General features: G+C 62.5%; 15 protein-coding genes and 2 pseudogenes. 15 read left to right on the plus strand and 2 right to left on the minus strand.

The window, feature by feature from the left end; all coding sequences use genetic code 11:
* Positions 1 to 38: 38 nt before the first annotated feature.
* From Q8O29_RS03580 to Q8O29_RS03595, 4 genes are read left to right on the plus strand one after another with little or no spacing between them, the layout of a single operon-like run.
* Positions 39 to 746, plus strand: coding sequence for a CerR family C-terminal domain-containing protein (locus Q8O29_RS03580; protein WP_305560691.1), 708 nt, complete (start codon positions 39 to 41; stop codon positions 744 to 746).
* On the plus strand, positions 743 to 2206 hold the full coding sequence (locus Q8O29_RS03585) for an efflux transporter outer membrane subunit (RefSeq protein WP_305560692.1): 1464 nt from the start codon (positions 743 to 745) through the stop codon (positions 2204 to 2206). Before Q8O29_RS03580 ends, Q8O29_RS03585 begins: the two co-directional genes overlap by 4 nt.
* 41 nt (positions 2207 to 2247) lie before the next feature.
* Positions 2248 to 3414, plus strand: coding sequence for an efflux RND transporter periplasmic adaptor subunit (locus tag Q8O29_RS03590; protein WP_305560693.1), 1167 nt, complete (start codon positions 2248 to 2250; stop codon positions 3412 to 3414).
* A gap of 23 nt (positions 3415 to 3437) precedes the next feature.
* Positions 3438 to 6572 (plus strand): efflux RND transporter permease subunit, encoded by a 3135-nt coding sequence (locus Q8O29_RS03595; RefSeq protein ID WP_305560694.1) that lies wholly within the window; start codon positions 3438 to 3440, stop codon positions 6570 to 6572.
* 75 nt (positions 6573 to 6647) lie between these two features.
* Here the strand turns inward: Q8O29_RS03595 and rfaE2 are convergent, their stop codons facing one another.
* Positions 6648 to 7133: a D-glycero-beta-D-manno-heptose 1-phosphate adenylyltransferase gene (gene rfaE2 / locus Q8O29_RS03600; protein ID WP_305560695.1), complete on the minus strand. Its 486-nt coding sequence runs from the start codon at positions 7131 to 7133 to the stop codon at positions 6648 to 6650.
* Positions 7130 to 7999, minus strand: coding sequence for a ferritin-like domain-containing protein (locus Q8O29_RS03605; protein WP_305560696.1), 870 nt, complete (start codon positions 7997 to 7999; stop codon positions 7130 to 7132). Before Q8O29_RS03605 ends, rfaE2 begins: the two co-directional genes overlap by 4 nt.
* Positions 8000 to 8274: 275 nt before the next feature.
* Here Q8O29_RS03605 and Q8O29_RS03610 point away from each other — a divergent pair, with 275 nt between their 5' ends.
* The 11 genes and pseudogenes from Q8O29_RS03610 (at position 8275) to Q8O29_RS03660 (ending at position 17135) form a co-directional block, all read left to right on the plus strand.
* Entirely contained in the window at positions 8275 to 8871 is a 597-nt protein-coding gene (locus tag Q8O29_RS03610; RefSeq protein WP_305560697.1) for a glutathione peroxidase, read from the plus strand.
* 338 nt (positions 8872 to 9209) lie between these two features.
* Positions 9210 to 10523 (plus strand): annotated as a pseudogene (locus Q8O29_RS03615) (NAD(P)/FAD-dependent oxidoreductase); the annotation flags it as partial.
* Positions 10524 to 10685: 162 nt separating this feature from the next.
* Positions 10686 to 11408, plus strand: a pseudogene (locus tag Q8O29_RS03620) (DUF1365 domain-containing protein); the annotation flags it as partial.
* Positions 11405 to 12670, plus strand: a complete 1266-nt coding sequence (locus Q8O29_RS03625; protein ID WP_305560698.1) for a cyclopropane-fatty-acyl-phospholipid synthase family protein — start codon at positions 11405 to 11407, stop codon at positions 12668 to 12670. The pseudogene Q8O29_RS03620 and the gene Q8O29_RS03625, both read left to right, overlap by 4 nt.
* Positions 12667 to 13209, plus strand: a complete 543-nt coding sequence (locus Q8O29_RS03630; RefSeq protein ID WP_305560699.1) for a chalcone isomerase family protein — start codon at positions 12667 to 12669, stop codon at positions 13207 to 13209. The genes Q8O29_RS03625 and Q8O29_RS03630 overlap by 4 nt, the downstream gene beginning before the upstream one ends.
* Positions 13206 to 14486 carry an MFS transporter gene (locus Q8O29_RS03635; protein WP_305560700.1) on the plus strand — a complete coding sequence of 427 codons (1281 nt, stop codon included), beginning with the start codon at positions 13206 to 13208 and terminating at the stop codon, positions 14484 to 14486. Before Q8O29_RS03630 ends, Q8O29_RS03635 begins: the two co-directional genes overlap by 4 nt.
* Positions 14483 to 15043, plus strand: a complete 561-nt coding sequence (locus tag Q8O29_RS03640) for a DUF3833 domain-containing protein (protein ID WP_371134142.1) — start codon at positions 14483 to 14485, stop codon at positions 15041 to 15043. Before Q8O29_RS03635 ends, Q8O29_RS03640 begins: the two co-directional genes overlap by 4 nt.
* An 84-nt stretch (positions 15044 to 15127) precedes the next feature.
* Positions 15128 to 15898: an SDR family oxidoreductase gene (locus Q8O29_RS03645; protein WP_305560701.1), complete on the plus strand. Its 771-nt coding sequence runs from the start codon at positions 15128 to 15130 to the stop codon at positions 15896 to 15898.
* 8 nt (positions 15899 to 15906) lie between these two features.
* A complete protein-coding gene (locus Q8O29_RS03650) occupies positions 15907 to 16335 on the plus strand; it encodes a nuclear transport factor 2 family protein (RefSeq protein ID WP_305560702.1) in 429 nt (142 codons plus the stop codon).
* Positions 16336 to 16491: 156 nt separating this feature from the next.
* Positions 16492 to 16743 (plus strand): AbrB/MazE/SpoVT family DNA-binding domain-containing protein, encoded by a 252-nt coding sequence (locus tag Q8O29_RS03655; RefSeq protein WP_305560703.1) that lies wholly within the window; start codon positions 16492 to 16494, stop codon positions 16741 to 16743.
* Complete coding sequence (locus Q8O29_RS03660) at positions 16740 to 17135, plus strand: type II toxin-antitoxin system VapC family toxin (RefSeq protein WP_305560704.1); 396 nt, start codon at positions 16740 to 16742, stop codon at positions 17133 to 17135. The genes Q8O29_RS03655 and Q8O29_RS03660 overlap by 4 nt, the downstream gene beginning before the upstream one ends.
* Positions 17136 to 17465 lie beyond the last annotated feature (330 nt).

Consider the following 17465-nt stretch of genomic DNA (forward strand, 5'->3'; position numbering starts at 1 on the left):
TAAATCAATCGTTTGATTTATGTGCTGTAATCGGGCGCATGAAATCCACCGCACCTGCTGCGCCCCCTGCCACCGGCCGCGATGCGCGCAAGCAGCGCTCCGACGGTGTGCAAGCCAGGGCCCACCTGCTTGGCACCGCCCTGCGGCTGTTTTCCGAGAAAGGGTTTGCCAAGACCTCCACGCGGGAAATAGCGCAGGCGGCCGAGGCCAACATCGCCGCCATCAGCTACTACTTTGGCGACAAGGCCGGGCTCTACCGCGCCGTCTTCAACGAGTCACTGGGCCAGCCCTGTGACGACATCTCCCGCTACCAGCCGCTTCACCTGAGCTTGCGCGAAGCCCTGGCGGGTTTCATGGACGGCTTTTTGCAGCCACTCAAGCAGGGCGAACTGGCCCAGCAGTTCACCCGGCTGCACTTTCGTGAAATGCTGGAGCCAACCGGTCTTTGGGCTGAGCAGATCGACAGCCACATCAAGCCCGCCCATGCGGCGCTGGTTGAAGTGCTGTGCCGCCATCTGGGTGTCGCAAAAGCCGACGACGATGTCCAGCGGTTGGCTTTTTCAATCACTGGCCTGGCGATGCAGATGTATGTCAGCCACGATGTGATGGAGGCGGTGCGGCCGCAGCTGATCGCCTCGCCCAAAGCCATAGACCTGTGGACCCGCCGGTTGGTGGACTTTGCCGAGGCCATGGTCGCGGTGGAGCGCAACCGGCGCCTTGCCACTTTGAAAAAGACCAAGCCATGAAAGCTGCCCGACTCTTCGCCTGCACCACGCTGCCGCTGTTGCTGCCCGCCTGTGCGCTGCAAACGCCGCCCGCATCGGTGGCTGCCCCAACCCCGTCGCAATGGTTTGCGCCACTGCCTGCGCCGCAGCCAGTCGCTGGCTTGCCGCACAAGGGCACGCTGACCGACCTGACGCGCTGGTGGCAGCAGCAGGGCGACCCGCTACTGGTGGAATTGATTGCAGCGGCGCAGGCGGTCAGCCCGACGGTCGCCAGCGCGCGCGCACGCATTGAGCAGGCGCGCGCCACCCGGGTGGCATCTGGCGCCGCCTTGTTGCCCACGCTGGATGCCTCGGCCAGCGTCAGCCGGGGCCGTTCGCAACAAGGCGCTGGACCGGGGCCTGTGCCTATCAGCACCAGCAGCCAGGCGGGCCTGCAGGCCAGCTGGGAAATCGACCTGTTTGGCGGCAAACTGGCCGGCCGCGACGCCGCCAGCGAACGCCTGGCCGGCGCCCAGGCCTTATGGCATGACGCCCGCGTTTCAGTGGCCGCCGAGGTAGCCAGTCAGTACCACAGCCTGCGCACCTGCCGCCAGCTTGCATCCGTGACGGCGGCCGACGCCGTCTCGCGCTTTGAGACAGCCCGCCTGTCGGGCCTGAGCACTGGTGCCGGTTTCACCGCACCGGCCACCGATGCGCTGGCACGCGCCAGCGCCGCAGAAGCCAGCAGCCGCGCCACGCAACAACGCGCGCTGTGCGAGCTGGATATCAAGGCGCTGGTCGCCCTGACCGGCCTGGCGGAGCCGGATATCAGGCAAAAAGTGGCCTCAGCCCTTGTCCCACCTGCGCAAGCAGCTATGATTTTCATAGCGTCTTTGCCTGCCGACACGCTGGCACAACGGCCCGACGTGTTCAGCGCCGAACGCGAAGTGGCGGCTGCCAGTGCCGAGGTCGGCAGCGCGCAGGCCGAGCGTTACCCGCGCCTGAGCCTGAGTGGCTCCATCGGCAACACGCGGGTGCGCGCCGCTGGCGTGTCCAGCACGCTGGACACCTGGTCGATCGGCCCGCTGGCCTTGACGCTGCCGCTGTTTGACGGCGGCCGCCGCGCCGCCAATGTGGATGCTGCGGTGGCACGTTATGAAGAAGCAGCGGCGCTGTACCGCGCCCGTGTGCGCCAGGCCGTGCGCGAGGTCGAAGAAGCGCTGGTCAACCTGCAAAGCACGGCGGCGCGCAGCGAAGACGCGCGCCTGGCCGCCGAAGGTTACCGCGCGGCATTCACTGGCACCGAGGCGCGCTACAAAAGCGGCCTGGGCAGCCTGTTTGAACTGGAGGATGCGCGCCGCACCCTGCTGGCCGCAGAAACCGGGCTGCTGTCGCTCCAGCGCGAACGCGCCAACGCCTGGGTGGCGCTGTACCGGGCCACCGGTGGCGGCTGGAGCGCCGCAGACGGCGGCCCGGCGCCAGCCACAGCCGCCCGCCCCTGAAGTACGCCAGCCCTTGATCAGATCTGACCGACACCACCACCATGACCACCAACAAACCCAAACCCGTTACCCTTGTCTTGATCGCCGTTGCTGCGGCAGTGGCGGTCGCCGTTTTTTCAATGGGAAACGGCGACAAAACCCCGGCCACCAGCGCAGCCCCCAAACCGGCGCTGACGGTGGCAGTGGCGCAACCGACCCCCACCAACTTGCCGGTCACGCTCAATGCCAATGGCAACATCACCCCCTGGCAAGAGGCGGTGATTGGCTCCGAGTCCAGCGGCTTGCGCCTGACGCAGGTGCTGGTCAATGTCGGCGACACGGTCAAGGCCGGGCAGTTGCTGGCGCGGTTTTCCGGCGACAGCGTGCAGGCCGATGTGGCGCAGGCTAGAGCCAGCCTGGTCGAGGCGCAGGCCACCGCTCTAGACGCCGCCAGCAACGCAGCGCGGGCCCGCACGCTGCAAAACTCCGGCGCCTTGAGCACGCAGCAGATCAACCAGTACACCACCGCCGAGCAGACCGCCCAGGCACGGGTGGCAGCGGCGCAGGCGGTGCTTGATGCGCAGCAACTGCGCGGCAACAACACGCGGGTCGTGGCGCCCGACAGCGGCGTTATTTCTGCACGCAGCGCAACGGTGGGCGCGGTAGTCGGCAGCGGCACCGAGTTGTTTCGCCTGATACGCGGCGGCCGGCTGGAGTGGCGTGCCGAGGTCACCAGCAACGAAATCACCCGCATCAAACCTGGCGCCACCGCCATGGTGACCGCCGCCAGCGGCGACAAAGTCAAAGGCACCGTGCGCATGGTGGCACCCACGGTGGACCCGCTGACGCGCAATGCGCTGGTGTATGTCGATCTGCCCCGCAACGCCGGGGTCAAAGCCGGGATGTACGCCCACGGTGAATTTGCCCTGGGCACTGTCAATGCGCTGACGCTGCCGCAGCAGGCGCTGGTGCTGCGCGACGGCTTCAGCTACGCCATGCGGATTGAGCCCGGCAACAAGGTGGTGCAGGTGAAACTGCAAACCGGTCGCCGCCTGGGCGACGCGGTAGAGATTGTTCAGGGCGCCCAACCCGGCGAGCGTTATGTGGCCGTCGGCGCGGCTTTTCTGGCCGATGGCGACACCGTACAACTGGCGCCGACCGTTGCCGCAACTACAGAGCCAAAAACGGCTCCGGCCCTTGCCAGTCCTGCACAAGCAGCTACTAAATAAATAGCAGATTGCCGGAGAAAAGCATGAACGTTTCCGCCTGGTGCATCCGCAACCCGATTCCCGCCATCCTATTTTTTGTCATGCTGTGTTTTGCCGGCGTGCTGAGCTACCAGGCGATGAAGGTGCAAAACTTTCCCGACCTTGATGTGCCAAACATCGTGATATCGGCCAGCCTGCCAGGCGCATCGCCGGCGCAACTGGAGACCGATGTGGCGCGCAAGTTAGAGAACGCCATCGCGTCGCTACAGGGCCTGAAAAACATCTACACCAAGGTACAGGACGGTGCGGTCACCATCACCGCCGAGTTCCGTCTGGAAAAATCCACCCAGGAAGCCCTCGACGAAGTGCGCTCGGCGGTGCAGCAGGTACGCGCCGACTTGCCCGCCGATGTGCGCGACCCCATCGTCAGCAAGATCAACCTGGCGTCGTCCCCGGTGCTGGCCTACACCATCCGCAGCAAGGTGCTGGACGATGAAGCCATGTCGTGGTTTGTCGATGACACCCTGACGCGCCGCCTGCTGGCGGTGCCCGGTGTGGGCGCCGTCACCCGCGTGGGCGGTGTCAGCCGGGAGGTGCGGATTGCGCTGGACAGCGCCAAAATGGCGGCGCTCGGGGTCAGCGCCGCGACCGTTTCGCGCCAGCTCAACCAGGTACAGCTCGACACCGCCGGGGGCCGCGCCGACGTAGGCAGCGGCGAGCAGCCGGTGCGCACGCTGGCCACCGTGCAGTCCGCCGCCGAGCTCGGCCTGATCGAGCTGGCTGTCGGCGATGGCCGCAAGGTGCGCCTGAACCAGGTGGCCGATGTGCAGGACACCGTGGCCGAACAGCGCTCTGCGGCACTGCTCAATGGCGTGCCGGTGGTGGGTTTTGAAGTGGCGCGCAGCAAGGGCGCCAGCGAGGTGGAAGCCGGCCGCGGTGTGCGCGCCGCTCTGCAAGAGCTCAAGCTGAGCCGCCCCGACATCGAGCTGACAGAGGCCTTTGACTTCGTGACACCGGTAGAAGAAGAATACAGCGCCTCGCTGACCCTGCTGATCGAAGGCGGTCTGCTGGCGGTGCTGGTGGTGTGGCTGTTTCTGCGCGACTGGCGCGCCACTTTTGTCTCTGCCGTAGCCTTGCCGCTGTCGGTGATACCGGCTTTTATCGGCATGTATTACCTGGGGTTTTCCATCAATGTGGTGACCCTGCTGGCGCTGAGCCTGGTGATCGGCATCTTGGTGGACGACGCGATTGTGGAGGTAGAAAACATCGTGCGGCATCTGCGCATGGGCAAAACGCCGTATCAGGCGGCGATGGAAGCCGCCGATGAAATCGGCCTGGCGGTGATTGCCACCACCTTCACGCTGATCGCGGTGTTTTTGCCGACGGCTTTCATGAGCGGCATTGCGGGCAAGTTTTTCAAGCAATTCGGCTGGACAGCGGCACTGGCCGTGCTTGCCTCGCTGGTGGTAGCGCGCATGCTCACCCCCATGATGTCCGCCTATCTGCTCAAACCCATCGTCAACTATGTTGAAAAAGACGGTGCGGTGATGCGCTGGTACCTGCGCGCAAGCCGTTGGTGCATCAAGCACCGGTTCATCACCGGCCTGGCGGCAGGCGCGTTTTTTGTCGGCTCCCTCCTGCTGATTCCCCTGCTGCCAACCGGATTCATTCCGCCCGACGACAACTCCCAGACGCAGGTCTATCTGGAGCTGCCGCCGGGCACCCGGCTGGCCGAGACAAAAGTCGCCGCCGAGATGGCGCGTGGCCTGATTGCCAGGGTGCCGAACGTGACCAGCGTGTACACCACCATAGGCGGTGGCGCTGCCGGCAGTGACCCGTTTGCGCCCGGCGGTGCGGCTGAAACTCGCAAGGCGACACTGACCATTTTGCTGACCGAGCGCGGCGAGCGCCCGCGCAAGCAGGGCATTGAAAACGACATCCGCAAGGCGCTGGAAAGCCTGCCCGGGGTGCGCAGCAAGGTGGGCCTGGGCGGCTCTGGCGAAAAATACATTCTGGCACTGACCGGGGAAGACTCGCTGGCACTGGCGGGCGCAGCCGCAGCCCTGGAAAAAGACCTGCGCACCATCCCCGGCCTGGGCTCGGTCGCATCCAGCGCCTCGCTGGTACGGCCCGAAGTGACGGTGCGGCCCGACTTTGCACGCATGGCCGACCTTGGCGTCACCAGCGCTGCGATTGGCGAAACGCTGCGTATCGCCACGGTGGGCGACTACAACGCCGCCCTGCCCAAGCTGAACCTGTCGCAGCGCCAGATACCGATTGTGGTGCGCCTGGCTGACAATGCCAAGTCGGACCTGGCCACGCTGGAGCGTTTGATGGTGCCCAGCAGCAAGCCCGGCTTCGGTCCGGTCATGCTGGGCCAGGTGGCCAGCGTGACCATGGCCGGCGGCCCGGCGGTGATTGACCGCTTCAACCGCTCGCGCAACGTGCAGTTTGAAGTCGAGCTGTCGGGCCGGGCCCTGGGCGATGTGACGGCTGCGGTACAGAAGCTGCCGGCCATCGTGAATCTGCCGGCGGGCGTCAAGCAGGTGGTGATTGGGGACGCCGAGGTGATGGGCGAGTTGTTTGCCAGCTTTGGCCTGGCCATGCTGACCGGCGTGTTGTGTATTTATATTGTGCTGGTGCTGCTGTTCAAGAACTTCCTGCACCCGGTGACGATTCTTGCCGCTTTGCCCTTGTCGTTGGGCGGCGCTTTTGTCGGCCTGCTGATTGCGCAGAAAAGTTTTTCCATGCCCTCGCTGATCGGCCTGATCATGCTGATGGGTGTGGCCACCAAAAACTCCATCCTGCTGGTCGAATACGCGATTGAAGCGCGACGTGGTCGCGCCGCCACCGAAAGCCAAGCTGCACAAGCGCCCATGTCACGCCTCGATGCCTTGCTAGATGCCTGCCACAAACGCGCCCGCCCGATTGTCATGACCACGATTGCCATGGGCGCGGGCATGTTGCCGATTGCCCTCGGCTGGGGCTCGGCAGACAGCAGCTTTCGCTCACCGATGGCGGTGGCCGTGATTGGCGGGCTGATCACCTCCACCTTTTTGAGCCTGCTGGTGATACCGGCGGTGTTCACCTATGTTGATGATTTTGAGCAGGGCTTCAAGCGGCTGGTGGACCGGATACGTGGGCGGGGTGCCGCCAATATCAGTCAAATTGGCCCGTAGCCCTTATGTGGCGGGCGTAAGCAGCTATTAATTTCATAGCGCCTTGAGGGTGCAAATGAAATTGAGAGGCGGGGTTCAGCTGTCCTGGCGTATCTTTCGCACCAGTGCTGTGGTCGAGTAGCCGTCCACAAAGGGCAGCGCCAGGGCTTTGCCGCCATAACTTTTGACCACGGCGGTCTCTGCCAGCTTGTCCATGTCGTAGTCGCCGCCCTTGACCAGAATGCCGGGCCGCAGCTCGGTGATCAGCGCCAGCGGTGTGTCCTCGTCAAACCAGGTGACCAGGCTGACTGATTCGAGTGCCGCCAGCAGCACGGCGCGGTCTTCCTGGTTGTTCAGCGGCCTGTCGGGCGCCTTGCCCAGCCGCCGCACCGATGCATCGGTATTGAGTGCCACCACCAGGCTGGCGCCCAGCGCACGGGCGTTGGCCAGGTAAGTGGCATGGCCCCGGTGCAACACGTCAAACACGCCGTTGGTAAACACCACCGGACGGGGAAGGTCGGCGACACGCGCCGACGCATCTTCACGCGCGACCAGCTTGGATAAAAACGCGGGGCCGCTCACACCGCTTGCGGTTTGGCCTCAGGCACGATGGAGGCGGCGATCTCGCGGCTCAACTCCTTGCGGTAGCGGTTCAGCTCCTGCACGGTCTTGAAGCTCTGGTTCATCAGCAGGCTCATGTTGTGCAGAATGCGCTCGACGACCTTGCCTTCCCAGACCGCGTCAAATTTGATCTGCTTGTCCAGCCAGTGCTCCAGCCACTCCGGGTCCGGCAGGCGCGACTGGATGGTGTCGCGCGGAAACAGGCCCTTGTTGACGTGCAGGTTGGTCGGGTGCAGCGCCTGCGCCGTGCGGCGGGCGCTGGCCATCAACACACCCACTTTGGTGAAGGCGGCTTTGGCATCGTTGCCAAAGTTGTTGATCGCGCGTTTCATGTAGCGCAGGTAGGCGCCGCCGTGGCGCGCCTCGTCCTGGCTGAGCTGGGTGTATATCTGCTTGATGACCGGCTCGGTGTGCCATTCGCTGGCGCGCCGGTACCAGTGGTTCAGGCGGATTTCGCCGCAAAAATGCAGCATCAGCGTTTCCAGCGCGGGCGCCGGCTCAAATTCAAAACGCACTTCGTGCAGCTCTTTTTCAGTGGGTGCCAGTTCGGGGCGGAAGCGCCGCAGGTATTCCATCAGCACCAGCGAATGTTTTTGCTCTTCAAAAAACCAGATCGACATGAAAGCAGAAAAATCGCTGTCGTCCTTGTTGTCGCGCAAAAACATTTCGGTGGCCGGCAAGGCAGCCCACTCGGTGATGGCATTCATCTTGATGGTCTGCGCCTGCTCGTCGGTCAGCTTGGAGGCGTCAAAGCTGGCCCACGGAATATCCTTGTCCATGTCCCAGCGGACAGATTCGAGCTGTTTGAAAAGTTCTGGGTAAAGCATGAGACTCCTTTACGCGGCACTCGCCGACTTAGATTCAGGCCGATTTTAGGCGGTGAATATGACAAATCGCCCAAAATGGTTTTTTGTTGCCACTTCATGCGGGTTGATGGCTGTTTAGCCTCTTTAATTGTTTTACACGGTTTGCGTCGGCTTGGGTAGCAGCCAAAATCCCGCGCGCGTATAAACCACCTGCCCCATGAATCCGATCAGGCCGATGCCGCGTATTTTTTACACGCTCCTATCTCGACACCTCGCCTTTTAAAGGTGACAACACCATGAACACAGTTTTACTCAAGGCCATTCTGGCCACGGCCATGCTGGGTGACACCTTGCTGACATCAGCGCATGCCGCGACTCCTGCAACCAAGCCGACAACAATAACGACGGCTTCATGCGAGCCTTTGCTGCAGCACAACTTTTTGCGGCTCCAGGATGAAAAGCTCCAAGCCCTGTGTCAATACAGCGGCAAAGTGCTGCTGGTGGTCAACACCGCGAGCTTTTGTGGCTTCACCGCCCAATACAAAGGCCTGGAGGCGCTGTATGCCAAATACCGCGACAAAGGCCTGGTGGTGCTGGGCTTTCCTTCCAACGACTTCTCTCAGGAAACCGGAAGCAACCAGGAAATCGCGGATTTTTGCGAGAGCACCTTCGGCGTGAATTTCCCGATGTTTACCAAGTCCAGCGTCAGCGGCAAAACCGCCAACCCCCTGTTCAAACAACTGGCCGAGTTGACGGGCAGCGCGCCGCGCTGGAATTTCCATAAATACCTGATATCCCGCGATGGCCAGCAAGTGAGCAGCTTCGGCAGCAGCGTCAATCCCAGCAATGCCGCCTTTTTGAGAGAAATCGAGAAAAAGTTGCTGGCAAAATAATTACCAATCGGTAATAATTTGACTGATAGGTATTATTTTTAAATATTTAAGCCTTTCCCTTACTTTTGCCAGACTGCTGTACACCATGCGAGCGACCTCATTAACAAATCTTTACGCGATGGCATTTGCATTATTGGGGAACTGCGCGCATATGAATCAGCTCAGACTCAAGTCGGGGCAGCGCCTGAAAGGCCGTTCCAGTCACACCGTTTTTTTGTTGCGAAGACTTCCAGGCCCTTTTGGTCAGGATGCAATCCCGGGGCGGTTCTCCTCCTCCTCCCTCCCTCCCTTGTTCGCGTCGGGGCGCTTCGCAGCATTTTTATCTTCCGGCGGCTGAGATGGCTTCTCCCAGCCTCTCTTCACCCGCCCGCCCACGGGTCGCCATCGTCGGCTCCGGCATCTCTGGCCTTGCTGCCGCACATGCGCTGCAAGGTCAGGCTGACATCACCCTGTTTGAAGCCGGCGCCTACTTTGGCGGGCACACCCACACGGTGGATGTCACCCTGCCCACATCACAAGGCGCCGTCACCCATGGCGTGGACACCGGTTTTTTGGTTTTTAACGAGCACACTTACCCGAACCTGATCCGGCTGTTCGAAGAGTTGGGCGTGGCGACCGCCAAATCAGACATGTCGTTTTCGGTCAAGGTGCCGGGTGCCCTCGGAGGCCGTGCGCTCGAATGGAGCGGCTCCAGCCTCAACACGGTGTTCGCGCAGCGGGGCAACCTGCTGAACTGGAAGTTTTTGCGCATGTTGCGCGACATCATGCGTTTCAACCACCTCGCGAGCGCACTGGCCGAAAGCCGCGCCGAGGCCGCCATGCTGCAGCCGCTGGCAGACTTCCTCAGAGAAGGCAAGTTTTCAGACGAGTTTCGCGACTGGTACTTCCTGCCCATGCTCGGTTGCATCTGGTCCTGCCCGACCGACCAGATGCTGCAGTTCCCGGTCGCCACCATGATCCGCTTCTGCCACAACCACGGCCTGATCCAGGTGGCCAACCGGCCCCAGTGGTGGACGGTGGCTGGTGGCGCGCGAAATTACGTTGAAAAAATCATCGCCAATATCGCCGACAAACGCCTGAACACGCCTGTGGAACGTATTGAGCGCGATGAGAGCCTGCTGCGCAGCGGCGTGCGAATTGTCGCCAAAGGCCAGGTCGAAACCTTTGACAAGGTGGTGCTGGCGACGCACTCCGACCAGTCGTTGGCCCTGCTGGCCGATGCCGCCCCCGATGAACGCGCCGTGCTCGGGTCCATCAGCTACCAGCCGAACCGTGCGGTGCTGCACACCGACACCTCGGTGCTGCCGGCCAACAAGCTGGCCTGGGCGGCGTGGAATTACGAACGCGCTCGGGATGTCCGGCGCGAGTCGACGCAGGTCTGCCTGCACTACCTGCTCAACATGCTGCAACCGCTGCCTTTCGAGCAGCCGGTGGTGGTCTCACTGAATCCGATACAAGCCATAGCGCGTCATCTGGTCATGGGTGAATTTGACTACGCACATCCGGTGTTTGACGCCGCAGCCATACGCGCCCAGCAGGCCCTGCCCGGCCTGCAAGGCCGGCAGCACAGCTATTTCTGCGGTGCCTGGACCGGCTACGGTTTTCATGAAGATGGTCTGAAGTCAGGCCTCGAAGCGGCGCGGCGGGTGCTGGGCGACTGCGCGGGTATTTGCGGCATGAACACCCCGGCAACAGGCGTGGGGGCGCCGGTGCGCAGCGCAGGGCCGTTCCAAGCAAGCACAGCCCCCTCGGGGGGCAGCGCATTAGACGACGTGAAAGGCGTGGGGGTCCCACTGATTGGCTTCGGCAATGTTCGGCACACGCGCCTGAAGCCGGCCCGCAACGCCTTTGCTTACCCCACGTATTTTCTGATGTTGCCGCTGCGCAGCATGAAGGCGAACGGCAATGGCGCGCTGGCGCGCAATCGCCGCAGCGCACTGAGCTTTTTTGACAGCGATCACGGCGACGGCCGCGCCGATTGCGTGGGCTGGCTCGATGAGCTGCTGCACAGCGAGGGCATCCGCGATGCAGGTGGCGAGCTCTGGCTACACACCTACCCGCGCATCTTCGGCCACACCTTCAAGCCGGTGAGTTTCTGGTACTGCCACCACATCGACGGCGGGCTGCGCGCCATCGTGGTCGAGGTCAACAACACCTTTGGCGAGCGCCATTGTTATTTGCTGGACCGTCCGCAGTACGGCCAGGAACTTAGCGCGGACAAGGTATTTCATGTCTCGCCCTTCTGCACGCTCGAAGGACGTTACCGCTTTCGCTTCATGCGCATCCACAACGACGGCCTGCAAAAAACCGTTGCCCGCATTGACTATGACGACGCTGACGGACCGCTGCTGGAAACCAGCGTCAGCGGCACGCTGGTTCCGGTCGGTACCCAAAGCCTGCGCCGCGCCCTGTGGCGCTACCCGGCCATGACCTTCGGCATCGTTGCGCGCATTCACTGGCAGGCCTTCAGGCTGTGGTGCAAACGTATCCCTTTTGTCCGCAAACCCGAGCCCCCCCAACGCTTTGTCACCCGATGAATACAGCCAGCAACCCTTCCTCCTCCACCGCTTCATGTGTGTCCTCAACGCTGTCGTCACTGGCGCCGCCGGGCGGCGCCCCAGCCGCCGCGCGCACGGTGCTGCAGTTGCTGACGCGCCTGAAACACGGCACGCTGCATGTGCAACTGCCCGACGGATCGATTCGGCACTTCGGCTCCGGCGAAGCGCCTGTAGCCAGTTTGCGCCTGCACAACTGGAATGTCTGCGGCGCAGCCCTGAAGTCGGGAGACATCGGGTTTGCCGAAAGTTTCATCGCCGGGGACTGGACCACGCAGAACCTGAATGACCTGCTGAGCGTGCTGATCCGCAACCGCCAGGAAGTCGAAGACGTGATCTACGGCACCTGGCTCGGGCGTTTTGCCTACCGCATCAAGCACCTGCTGAACCGCAACACGAAAACCAACAGTCAAAAAAACATCCACGCGCATTACGACCTGGGCAATGCTTTTTATGCGCTTTGGCTGGACGGCACGATGAACTATTCGTCGGCGATTTTTGCGACGCCCGAGACCTCGATGAAGGATGCGCAGGATGCCAAGGTGCGCCGCGCGCTGCACCTGGCCGGCGTCAAGGCCGGTGACCGCGTGCTCGAGATCGGCTGCGGCTGGGGCGCGCTGGCCGAAATGGCCGTCACCGAATTCGACGCTGCCGTCGTCGGTGTCACGCTGAGCACCGAGCAACTGGCCTGGGCCCAGGCGCGCCTGGCCCGCGTGGGCGTCGCTGACAAGGCAGATCTACGCCTGCAGGACTATCGAGACATCGGCAAAACCGGCGGCGACGAGCCCTTCGACGCCATCTGCTCGATCGAGATGGTGGAGGCCGTGGGCCGCGAGTATTGGCCCGGCTACTTTCAGACCGTCGCTCGCCTGCTCAAGCCCGGCGGCCGCGCCTGTATCCAGAGCATCGTGATCGCCGACAACCTGTTTGAGCGCTACATCTTGTCCACCGACTTCATCCAGCAATACATCTTCCCGGGCGGCTGCCTGCCCTGCCCGAAGGAATTCCGGGCCCAGGCGAAGGCGGCCGGGCTGGAGGTGGTCGATGAGTTTTCGTTCGGCCAGGACTACGCCCGCACCCTTCAGTTGTGGCGCCAAGAGTTCATGGCGCAAGAGTCACGGGTGCTCCAACTCGGGTTTGACAAAAGGTTTATCCGCATATGGGAGTTCTATCTGGCCTACTGCGAAGCGGCTTTCACCCAGGTCAATACCGACGTCGTGCAATACACGCTGCGCAAGTCTTGATCACTGCCCTGATGCCGCTGACCGGCTGGGCCGGCGCGGCATGGGCGCAGGCCGCCGATGTCAATCAACGCGCCGAGCTTCAGGAGGCCCTGCCGCAGGCCAGGCTGGTGGGTCAGGGGCGCCTGACCTTCTGGGGTTTCCAGGTCTACGACGCGCGGCTTTGGGCCAATCCGGGCTTTACAACCGACGGTTTTGCGACCCTGCCGCTGGCGCTGGAACTCAGTTACCTGCGCGGCTTTGAAAGCCAGGCGGTGGCCGAGCGCTCGATCACCGAGATGCGCCGGTCCGCACCCATCAGCGACGAACAAGCTGAAAGGTGGATGGCGGCGATGGCCAGGGTCTTGCCCAATGTCAAAAAGGGCGACCGCGTCATGGGCGTGCATCGCCCAGGCGTCGGCGCCTCGTTCTGGATCAACGGCAAAGCCACGGGCGAGATCCGGGACGCCGCGTTTGCCAAGTTGTTTTTCGGCATCTGGCTGGCCCCCGTCACCTCGGAGCCCGGCCTGCGCAACGCGCTGCTGGCGGGAGCGGGCCCTTGAGCCCTGGCGCTCGCAACCCTTTTGGCACGCGCAACGGCCTGGCTTACGGCCTGCTGGGCCTGCCGCTGGCTTTTGTGGCGCTGCCGCTGTATGTGATTTTGCCCAACCATTACGCGCGCGAATTCGGCGTGCCGCTGGCCACGCTGGGCGCAGTGCTGCTGGGCGCGCGCCTGTTCGACGCGTTGATCGACCCGCTCCTGGGCCGCCTGAGCGACCGGCTGTTTGCACGTTCACCAAGCGCCGTGCTTGGCATGGGCGCTGTCGCCGCGCTGCTGCTGGCTGTCGGTTTTGCGCTGCTGTTCTTCCCGCTGGTCAGCACGTCGGCGGCGCTGGTGGTCTGGGCCAGCGTGACGCTGATGCTGACCTATGCCGGCTACAGCGCGCTCAGCGTGTCGCACCAGTCCTGGGGCGCGATGCTGGGTGGCGACGAACGCCAGCGCAGCCGCATCGTGGCCTGGCGCGAAGGCCTGGGCCTGATCGGCGTGGTGCTGGCCTCGGTCACGCCGGTGGCTTTCGGCCTGTCAGTCACCACTGCGCTGTTTTTTGGCGTGCTGGCGCTGGGCTGGCTGGCCTGGACGCGCGCCGAACGGCCCCTGCCGCAACCGGCGCTGCACGCCGGCCAAGGCACGTCGATCTGGTTGCCGTTTCAGCATGCGGGCTTTCGCCGGCTGCTGGTGGTCTTCATGCTCAACGGCATCGCCAGTGCTGTGCCGGCCACGCTGGTGCTGTTTTTCATCCAGGACCGGCTGCAGGCGTCGAAAAACATGGAGCCGCTGTTCCTCGGCAGCTACTTCCTGTGCGCCGCGCTGTCCATCCCGCTGTGGCTGGCCGTGGTCAAACGCATCGGCCTGGCGCCGGCCTGGCTGCTCGGCATGGGACTGGCAATTGCCACCTTCGGCTGGGCCACGCAGGTCGGCGCCGGGCAGACCACCGCCTTTGTGATCGTCTGCGCGCTGTCGGGCATCGCGCTGGGCACCGACCTGGCCCTGCCCGGCGCGCTGCTGGCCGGCGTGATCCAGACCAACGGCCAGTCGGGGCGCGCCGAGGGGGCTTACTTCGGCTGGTGGAATTTTGCGATCAAACTCAATCTGGCGCTGGCCGCCGGCTTGGCGCTGCCGCTACTCGCCCTGTTTGGTTATGCCCCCGGCGCGCGTGATGCCCAGGCGCTGGACGCCTTGCTGGTGGCGTATTGCGTGTTGCCCTGCCTGCTCAAGCTGGCGGCCGCTGCCTGTCTTTATTTTTTGATCATCAAACATCCACAAGGGGTCCAGCCGTGAACCGTTTTCTCCTCCGAACCACTGCCGCGCTGGCCTTGTGCATCCCCTTGCTTGCAGGCCTGGCGGGCTGTGCCGGCCCGCAGATCAGCGACTACGCCGCCGAACAGCCGGTGCTCGACATGCGCCAGTACTTCAACGGCACCGTTGATGCCTATGGCGTGTTCACCGACCGGTCCGGCAAGGTGGTCAAACGTTTCACCGTCGTCATGACCTGTAGCTGGCAAGGCCCACCGGGTTTTGAGACCGGTGTACTCGATGAAGCATTTAGCTATTCAGATGGCAGCACAGACCGTCGCGTCTGGACGCTCAAACGCAGCGCCGATGGCCGTTATACCGGTACCGCCGCCGACGTACTGGGCGAAGCGGCAGGGGAAGAAAAAGGCAATGCCTTTCGCTGGGGCTACACGCTGAAACTGCCTGTGGACGGAAAAATTGTGGAAGTGCAATTTGACGACTGGATGTATTTGATGAACGACAAAGTCATGCTCAACAAAGCAGTCATGAGCAAGTTCGGCATCCGGCTGGGCGAAGTCACCCTGACCTTCGTGAAACCCTGAGTCGCCTCCAGTCAGAAGCCAAATCAGCCTCCAGCCCTTACTGCATATGCGCAAGCAGCTATCATTTTTATAACAACTTGAACCATGGCCTATAACCCTCCCCTTCGTGACTGGCACGGAAAAACCGTGTGGCTGGTGGGTGCGTCCAGCGGCATCGGTCAAGCCACCGCCCATGCCTTACACGCGCGCGGCGCCAGGGTGGTGGTGTCGGCGCGCAATGCCGGCGCGCTCGATGACTTCGTGCGCAGCCATGCCGGCGCCGTCGCGCTGCCACTGGACGCCGCCGACCCGGCTGCGGTGGCCGTAGCGGCGCAAGCCGTGCTGGCCCAGGGCCCGATCGACCTGATGATGTATTGCGCCGGGCATTACCGCGAGATGCGCGCTGCAGAATTTGACCTGGCAGAGATGCTCAAGCACCAGCAGGTCAACTACACCGGCGCGCTGTACCTGCTGGATGCGCTGCTGCCAGCCATGCGCCAGCGCGGTACGGGCCACATCAGCCTGGTCGGCAGCGTGGCCGGTTACCGGGGCCTGCCGAAAAGCCTGGCCTACGGGCCGACCAAGGCGGCATTGATCAATCTGGCTGAAACCCTGTACCTGGACCTGCAGGCCAGCGGCGTGGGTGTGAGCCTGGTTAGCCCGGGTTTTGTAGAAACACCGCTGACCGCGCAGAACCGGTTCAGCATGCCGGCCCTGATCAGCCCGGCCAAGGCTGCGGACGAAATACTGAGAGGCTGGGCCGACGGCGAGTTTGAAATCCATTTTCCGAAACGTTTTACCCTTTGGATGAAGACATTGCGCGTGTTGCCCTATGCGCTGTATTTTCCGGCGATCCGCAAATTCACTGGACTGTGAGCACACCCATGGAACAAACCGTTGATCGACTGGTGCAGTATTTTGAAACCCTGAACCCCGCCCGCGTGGCACGCATGGGCGAGTTTTACGCGCCCCAGGTGTGGTTCAAGGACCCGTTCAACGAGGTGCAGGGCCTGGCCCAGGTGCAGCACATCTTCAGCCACATGTACGTGGCGCTGGACCGACCGCGCTTTGTGGTGACCGAACGCATCATCGATGGTCAGCAGTGTTTTCTGACCTGGGATTTCGAGTTTTATTTCAGGGGCCGCCGCAACGCGGTGTTGCAGACGATTCGCGGCGCCTCCCACCTGAAGTTCAACAGCGCCGGACAGGTGGAGTATCACTGTGACTACTGGGATGCGGCCGAAGAGCTGTATGAAAAACTGCCCCTGCTGGGCAGCCTGATGCGCTGGATCAAACGGCGGGTGGCCGGCTAAGGGGCCGGACACGCTACTTTTCTACTAGCTGCTCACGCACGTCCGGCAATGGCTGCAGGCCGATTTGGCCTCACAGCCAGCGCTCAAGCAAGGCTTGACGAAAAAAGTAAGGTAATATTGCATTATTAAGCACATGCAACCTCAAAGGACCTCTCCATGACCACATTGACCGTTACCGCGCGGGGCCAAGTCACCTTTCGCAAGGAGGTGCTGCAGCACCTTGGCATCAAGCCCGGCGAGAAGATAGAGCTGGATTTGTTGCCCGATGGCCGCGCCGCGTTGAAGGCCGCGCAACCGGCCGGAACGATAGATCACTTTCTGGGTCTTCTTGCCGGCAAGACAAGCCGGGTCGCCAGCATCGAAGAAATGAACGATACGGCTGCCCAGGGTTGGGCGGGCAAAAAATGAAGGTTTCGGTGGATACCAATGTTCTTGTTCGCGCTGTGGTGCGTGATGACCCAGAGCAAGCCAACGCGGCGGCCAGGGTCTTGATGGATGCCGAATTGATCGCGGTCGCGTTGCCGTGCTTGTGCGAGTTCGTCTGGGTGCTTCGCAAGCTTTACGGCTTTCAGTCCACCGACGTCTCGGCAGCCATCGAGGCCTTGCTCGCCGCTGCGAATGTGCAAGTGAACCGGCCTGCGGTTGAAGCGGGCCTGTCAGTGCTCAGTGCGGGCGGGGACTTCGCCGATGGCGTGATTGCCTACGAGGGGCGCTGGCTAGGTGGGGAAACCTTCGTTTCCTTTGATAAGCAAGCGGTTGCGCTGCTCACGGCGCAAGGTCAATCTGCACGCTTGTTGTAGCCGTGGCGGATGGTCGCAGCAGCTTTGTCAATAACAAGTCAGTGCCTGGCCCCCCGCCGAATAGATCGGTTTCAGTGCAGCGTTGCGCGCTCGCGCCAAACCCTTATCCACTTCGAGTTCAGCGACTCCCGTTATGTAACCTGTTAATCTTTACAAACACCAAACAAATCTGCTCGATCTTTAGGAGTCTCTTATTCCATTTCCACAACATTAGTGCAATAATATCCTCCATCATACTTGATGGAGAAAGTCATGGCACGTCCAGTTACCGGGGATGATGAGACGATCGAAATTGCGCAAATAGCGATCTCGCAAGCCACAACGATGGAT

It is taken from the genome of Polaromonas sp. (assembly GCF_030689685.1).
In the GTDB taxonomy this organism is placed as follows: Bacteria; Pseudomonadota; Gammaproteobacteria; order Burkholderiales; family Burkholderiaceae_C; genus Polaromonas.

Bases quoted from the DNA above. Each gene is read 5' to 3' on its own strand.
- Q8O29_RS03580 (WP_305560691.1), top strand. From the start codon at position 39: ATGAAATCCACCGCACCTGCTGCGCCCCCTGCCACCGGCCGCGATGCG.
- Q8O29_RS03585 (WP_305560692.1), top strand. From the start codon at position 743: ATGAAAGCTGCCCGACTCTTCGCCTGCACCACGCTGCCGCTGTTGCTG.
- Q8O29_RS03590 (WP_305560693.1), top strand. From the start codon at position 2,248: ATGACCACCAACAAACCCAAACCCGTTACCCTTGTCTTGATCGCCGTT.
- Q8O29_RS03595 (WP_305560694.1), top strand. From the start codon at position 3,438: ATGAACGTTTCCGCCTGGTGCATCCGCAACCCGATTCCCGCCATCCTA.
- Q8O29_RS03605 (WP_305560696.1), bottom strand. From the start codon at position 7,999: ATGCTTTACCCAGAACTTTTCAAACAGCTCGAATCTGTCCGCTGGGAC.
- Q8O29_RS03610 (WP_305560697.1), top strand. From the start codon at position 8,275: ATGAACACAGTTTTACTCAAGGCCATTCTGGCCACGGCCATGCTGGGT.
- Q8O29_RS03625 (WP_305560698.1), top strand. From the start codon at position 11,405: ATGAATACAGCCAGCAACCCTTCCTCCTCCACCGCTTCATGTGTGTCC.
- Q8O29_RS03645 (WP_305560701.1), top strand. From the start codon at position 15,128: ATGGCCTATAACCCTCCCCTTCGTGACTGGCACGGAAAAACCGTGTGG.
- Q8O29_RS03650 (WP_305560702.1), top strand. From the start codon at position 15,907: ATGGAACAAACCGTTGATCGACTGGTGCAGTATTTTGAAACCCTGAAC.
- Q8O29_RS03655 (WP_305560703.1), top strand. From the start codon at position 16,492: ATGACCACATTGACCGTTACCGCGCGGGGCCAAGTCACCTTTCGCAAG.
- Q8O29_RS03660 (WP_305560704.1), top strand. From the start codon at position 16,740: ATGAAGGTTTCGGTGGATACCAATGTTCTTGTTCGCGCTGTGGTGCGT.